4 protein-coding genes are annotated in these 5072 nt (G+C 39.1%); 3 read left to right on the top strand and 1 reads right to left on the bottom strand.

From position 1 onward, the window contains the following. Positions 1–390: 390 nt before the first annotated feature. Positions 391–1953 (top strand): hypothetical protein, encoded by a 1563-nt coding sequence (locus A3I9_RS0106380; RefSeq protein ID WP_018378213.1) that lies wholly within the window; start codon positions 391–393, stop codon positions 1951–1953. A gap of 69 nt (positions 1954–2022) precedes the next feature. Continuing rightward, positions 2023–2121 carry a type I toxin-antitoxin system Fst family toxin gene (locus A3I9_RS13400; RefSeq protein ID WP_018378212.1) on the top strand — a complete coding sequence of 33 codons (99 nt, stop codon included), beginning with the start codon at positions 2023–2025 and terminating at the stop codon, positions 2119–2121. 160 nt (positions 2122–2281) lie between these two features. Here A3I9_RS13400 and A3I9_RS0106370 read toward each other — a convergent pair whose 3' ends face one another. Next, positions 2282–3283, bottom strand: coding sequence for a hypothetical protein (locus A3I9_RS0106370; RefSeq protein WP_018378211.1), 1002 nt, complete (start codon positions 3281–3283; stop codon positions 2282–2284). 1126 nt (positions 3284–4409) lie between these two features. On the opposite strand from A3I9_RS0106370, the gene A3I9_RS0106360 reads away from it, so the two are divergent. Further along, positions 4410–4958, top strand: coding sequence for a replication/maintenance protein RepL (locus A3I9_RS0106360; protein WP_018378209.1), 549 nt, complete (start codon positions 4410–4412; stop codon positions 4956–4958). Positions 4959–5072 lie beyond the last annotated feature (114 nt).

Here is a 5072-nt window from a genome sequence, read left to right as displayed (position 1 = left end):
CAAAAATGTAAAAAAATTCTATTGTTAATTTAACGCCCCTATACGCGCCTGACAGAGGCGCGGAGCCTTTTGCTCCTTCTTGCTTTTACTATACTGCCTGAGTTGAGAGAACTGCACTACTAGAGCAGCCCTCCTGCTCTTTATTGCCCTTTCCTGTGCCCTTTTTGCCTCTTGCTGCTCCTCCTATCCTGTCCTCGAGGTTTTGGGTAACATCTAAGTGGGTTAGGGGCGAGGAGACGATGAGGCGACGCAGGACCGTCCCACTTAGTGTAGAGAGAGGGGCAGCTTTGCTGTTTGAAACCTGGCGTTTCAAATCCTGGGGGGCAAATCCGGCGCCCCCCAGTGTTTACGAGTGACCACGAGCCGGCGGAAAATTTTACGAGGTTTTTTATGGGTTTTGTTGACTTAAAATTTGAACATTTTAGTTGCTATCCTAACTCTACAGGGGAGAACTCTAGCGACTACTTCCTTTTTGGTTATAACGGTGTTAGACTTCCTAATTTGGCTCTTGACTTGCATTTAGAGGGCTATGAAGGTGTCTCTGCTAGAGAGTTCTATGACGAGATTTTTGGAGATTATTTAGAGGTCGAACAACGCAATCCAAAAGATTATATCGAGGGAGAATACGGGGGTATTCTTATCGAGAAAGTACCACAGTTTTATAAAAACGGCAAAAAAATCATGTTAGACCTGTATAACAAGAAAACTGACTCTTTTTACAAAGAGCAGAAACTCTTTTTTAATCGTCAAACTTTTACACGTGGGCAACAAAAATTATATGACATGATACAAGAATCAGATAATTTTGTTATTACTTCCCCGATTTCGTATGCAGGTAGGAATAGAACTAATAAAAACGCTCGTCAGTTATTTGCGTTAGTTATTGAGATTGACCAAATTGTTCCAGATACAGGGCTGAAAGAGTTGATTTATAGCTGGAGTAGAAGCAATTACTTTAGGGGACAAAAAACATATGATCAGTTGCCTAGACCAACGTTTATTGTATGTAGTGGCAAAGGGTTACACCTATATTTTCTTTTTGACGAGCCACTACCCCTTTACCCAAAAATTCATGAGCAACTCTCCAAAGCAAAAAACTACCTGACTTATAGATTTTGGAATCGATACATCACAAGGCTACATGGAGAAAAACAGGTTCAATATGAGCCTATTAACCAACCGTTTCGAGTTGTTGGAACGACCGCCAAGGAAAAAGGTGTCTATGCCTTAGCTTTTAGGACAGGCGGACGCTATACACTTGACGATTTTAATTACTTTTTGCCAAAAGATAAGAAAATCGACTATCAGAAAAAATCTGATTTATCGAGAGAAAAAGCCAAGGAGTTATACCCTGAATGGTACGAGCGGAGAGTTGTCCGTAAGCGCAAATTAGTGTTAGGAACATCTACATTCTATCGACACCGCGGCATCTATGACAGTTGGAAAAAGAAAATTTTAGAAGGTGCAACAGTCGGGAAACGTTATTTTTGTTTAGAAAATTTATGCTCTTTAGCGGTTCAGTGTCAAATCAGCGAAGAAGAGTTGGATAGAGATATCGCTGACATAGCAGAATATTTTGAGCAATTAACGATTAGCGAAGATAACCATTTCACGCGGAATGATATCATTTCAGCAAAAACGACGTTTAAATACCCCTCTGTAAATACTTTTAGACGCCGAATAGACTATATTTCTCAACGGACGGGAATACCCTTAGAACGTGCCAAACGGAACGGTAGGACACGTAAACAACACTTGAGGCGCGCTAGGTCTATTTTAGCCATTGACCGTGAAGAATTGGTCAAAGAAGGAAAATTTAAGGATGTTGGGCGTCCTTCTAAGAAAGAAATAGTACAAGAATGGCGAAAAAACAACCCAAACAAGCGCAAAATAGACTGTCAGCGCGAAACAGGGCTCTCACGTCCGACGATTCTGAAATATTGGGATAACTGAAACACGTGGTATTGTGCTATAATACTCTTTGGCACAAACGACACCGCCTGGGAAGGAGGTGAGTTGCCCATGTGGTCAATGTTATTTCAAACAATCGTCGCACCAACCCTGGTTGGGGTAGTCCTTGCACTATTCACTTACTGGCTAGATAAGCGAGATGACGATTAAGTGCCACTAGCTCGGACGTAGTTAGTCGCAGACTACGCAAAAAAAGCCTCAGCATTCGCACTGCTGGGGCTTTTCCGTTGCCTCATGTTGAGGTCAATGTTATTTCATCGCAAGACTATTATACCACACATGGTTTTTAAAATCAAAATTATGTATTTCACTAAGAAAGTAGTTTATAGACGTATGACTTGCGAAACTCACCTCGTTCGTGACCGTGTCCTAATGCTTCCGCAGCCCTTCCTTCTGCAAACTTGTCTAAGACAGAGCCCTTCAACTCCTTCCGAAGAAAAGTTTTTTCTTCATGACTTAATTCATCTAGTTTTCGCTCGTAATGGAGGTACACTCGCTTTGCGTATTCTGCACGGTGTGCATGTTGATCTAGATTTCCAGGGACCCTGTACGTGCCATTTTTGCCACTAAAAACATATCCTTTTCCAGCTTTTTGGAAAAACGCGATGATTTCAGCTTCTTCTTCAGGGGTTTGTGCCATGATTGGCGCCCAACGTTCTCGCCCTCCCTTTGTTTTTTCAGTTACGTGGACATACCACAAACCGTTTTTTGCACGCTTAGGTTGCAGCGCAGTTCCTTTAATTGCCTTTAATTCATCTTTTCGCAGCCCCAGGGCTGCCCCCACCTTGAAGAAAAAGTCTCGCTTTTCTTTTGCGATATGAGAATCGTTTACTGCTTCATAGCGTGACCGTGTCGCGTTCTTACGCTCACGTGGAGGCGTCTCTTTAAGCATTGTAGTCGGAACATTAAAAACCTTACCTAAATGCGCCTTATAAGTCGTCAGCGTCCACGCAGAGCGTCCCAGGGCTTCTAATTCTGCCAGATATTGATCGGCATACTTAAATATATCCTCAAGGCTTTCTAGGTCGTCTCCAGGCGATTTAGACGCCACAAAGGCACTAAAACGCCGCCACGCCGCAGAAATATCCCGAAAAGACTTCTCTGCGGTGATATATTTGTAATTATCCCCTGTCTCCTTGCCTTCGTAGCGCGACTTTCCTTTCCCTGCTTTCCATTTTTCGGTAATACGGATTTGCCCCATTTTTTGCACGTGCTCCGCCCTAGCTTGTTCGCTAGAGCAGAGCACGTCTTTTTGTTCTTGTTTTTTAGCCTCTCGGGCTAAACGTTTAGCTTTGTATGATTTTTTGGCCATAAGGACCCCTTTCTTTATCGTTTTTAACCTTGTTAAAGGCACGGATAGTAACATTACACGTGATTACTATACTGGCGAAAAAGCTAGCGTGTTCTAGCGTTTCCTTTGATTGAAATGGGCGAAACGTCCCACTAGGACTGGATTTAATAGCTTTCCCCTGCTATATTGCCGAGTTAACGACAGCCAAAACAATAAAATACCTTGGCTCTTTAAATATTTTTTCGTTTGTAAGATTTAACGCGGCTTGGTCGGCCCTACTCTTAAAACTCAAGACTTTCTGTTCTTTTCAGCGTTTTTGCGAAAGTTATGAACACTTTTAATTTTGTTATTTTACTACCAAAAATTTAAACCATAAATGATATATCTATATCATTTTTTATTTATTCCTTTAAATATTTAATATCTTTGAATTAAATATTATATTTCCTCAAAACATATTTTTTATTTATCTCATCTAATTTTTATATAAAAAGTTTTAATTTAATTTGTTAATTTGTTTATTTCCTCCTATTTTTTTAAAATCTCATGTTATAAAAAAGCTGATGACTATTGCTTGAAAAAGTAGTTTCTTAAATCTGATTTCCTCCTTTAAAATTCCTTCTTTTAAAAATAAAAAAGAAGTCGTTTTCTTTTAACAACTCCATTTCTTCAATTACTCATATTATTATTATGCCACTTTTTAAAAAATAAAAAATCACACTTTTTAAAAAATAAAAAAACACTCATTTAAATAGAAAAAGAAACCCCATTTTTATCGAGATAATCGAAAAAATGGGGTGCTAAGTGTTTAGTCGCCCATAAATGAGCGCCTAAACACTTAGCCATGCTGCCCAAAAAAGAAACTCCCCGTTTCTTTTTTTCCTTGCCTGTCGCCCCTGGAGTGGGGCGATGTTTGCGAACCGCGCAAACAAAATGCTCGCCGAAACTCGCAAGAAAAAAGCGCTCATTCTGATCGTTTTTTCACGTGCCGAAGCACTCATAAAGCACGCAAAAATAGAAATATTCTTAAATAAAAAATAATATAACTGTATCATTTACACTTTTATACTTGAATTATTAAAAATTTAATGATATAATCTTTTTGTGATAAAAAAATAAAATAAAAAATTTAAGAGGTAAATAAAAAATGGAAAGCGATAAACAAATAAAAAACAAACTATCTAAAGAAAAAAAGATTGAATCACTTGGCAACCACAAAAAAGTAAAGGTTGAGTTTGTCCAAAAGCAACACGCAATTACTGAAAAGAGCGTCCCTGTATTTTCTCGTGAGTGCCCTGGAGAAAAGAAATTCCTGGAGTGTTATTATGACTTGTTAGCTGCCTCAATGGGCTATCAAGAAAAGGGTGCAGGTATAGTGTTACAACATCTGCAGAACAATGTAAAAGAGGGCAATATTGTGATTGTCACATTGAAAAAACTTGCCGAAGAAGCAGGCACGTCAATCACGTGGATTAAACGCACATTCGACCGCCTTGTTCTTGACGGATATGTAAGCAATGTAGCCTTGGGAGTTTGGGAGGTCACGTCGGAATTTTTAGAATTAACACACAAACCCGACCAACAAACCCAGATTGTCTTTGATTTTATTCAAGTACCTGACCAACTGGAGGCAATTGACGACAAAGGAGAAGTCAACCCTGAAATGGCAGATATTAACATTGACGACTTAGCATAAGTGCAATTAAAAGCTGATTAAAAAACATTAGATAAGCACGCAACAACTAAGTTTATTAAAGATTTTTACAATATGACAAATACACAAAAATGTAAAAAAATTCTATTGTTAATT

The organism is Streptococcus ovis DSM 16829, assembly GCF_000380125.1.
In the GTDB taxonomy this organism is placed as follows: domain Bacteria; phylum Bacillota; class Bacilli; order Lactobacillales; family Streptococcaceae; genus Streptococcus; species Streptococcus ovis.
This window is presented reverse-complemented; position numbering and strand designations above follow the sequence as displayed.